1 protein-coding gene is annotated in these 1082 nt (G+C 66.2%); it reads left to right on the top strand.

The genetic code is table 11. The features are described from left to right. A partial coding sequence (locus tag CKO42_RS28780) for a hypothetical protein (RefSeq protein WP_200252735.1) occupies window positions 1-985 on the top strand: 985 nt, incomplete at its 5' end. Between the last annotated feature and the right edge of the window lie 97 nt (window positions 986-1082).

Genomic DNA, 1082 nt, shown 5'->3' with positions numbered 1-1082 from the left:
CGCGCGGCGTGGCCTGTACTTCAAGCAATGGCGGCTTTGGCTGCCGCGGGCGTATGAGGACGAGCCCAGGGCCACCCTGCCGCAGCCACTCGAGACCCTGCTGCGCAGCGCCGATCCGAATTGGCAGCCGCCACAGCGCTCGCGGTTCTGTGTTGAGCAGTGCGAGCAGTTTCGGCTGCCCGAATTGCACCTGCCGCGCCAGGGCAAGCGCTTTCCGCAGCCTGACAAGCGGGTGGTCCAGCAGATGCTCGATTGGAGCATGCAGCGCCTACTGCCGCGCGGCGATGGGCCGCATAGCAATCATGAGGAGCTGGCCTTCTGTCTGCCGAGCCTGGAGCAGAGCTATTTCAGCGATCACTTCGATGTACGCAACCTGTTTGCCCATCTGCGCCTGAGCCGGCTGATCGATGATCAGGAGCGCTGGATCATCCTGATCGACGAGGTGCAGAGCGATTGGCGACGTGATCTGCGCCGGCAGCGTCTCGGACGGCCGTTGCCGGAGCGGCGCCTCGCGCGCGGTGGGTCGCTGCGAACCACACCGCAGCCGGTGCCGGAGTGCCCGCTGGGCGGGGATTGGTTGGCGGTGGTCGTCGAGGCCTTGGTCGCCTATGCCGTCACGGAAGGCGCCGAGTTGATTGCCTGGGTGCCGGGTGCGCTGCAGGTGGAGCTGGCCGAGGGTCTGCCGCTGCCGGTGGCGCAGCGTCTCTATGATCGGGATCTGCCGGCGGCCCTACGCGCCGTCATCGCGCGGGATCAGCTGGAAGGTCTCGAGCCGTTGACAAGCAGCTTCGACTACCAAACCTATGCGCGCAACCTGCGGTTCGAGCACCGCCGACATGAGGGCTGGCGGCTGCTGGATGCCAGCAATGGTCTGTCGCGGGGGCCATTTGCCGATCTGGAACAGGCGACCGACTGCTTTCAACGTCTGGCTCAGCCGGTTGTGGAACGGCTGCCGGCGCTCTCCTTGAAGGTAGCTGCTGACTGAGGGAGGTCTAGGCTCACTCGGACCCGACCCAGCAGAAATGCTCGGTCCGCAGTTGCGTCTCGCCCTGCCAGCGATAGGCGCAGAGGATGCCCGGCTC

The organism is Lamprobacter modestohalophilus (genome assembly GCF_016583905.1).
Classification (GTDB): domain Bacteria; phylum Pseudomonadota; class Gammaproteobacteria; order Chromatiales; family Chromatiaceae; genus Lamprobacter; species Lamprobacter modestohalophilus.
Note: the sequence above shows the minus strand (reverse complement) of the source record. Positions and strands in the feature narration are given on the sequence as shown.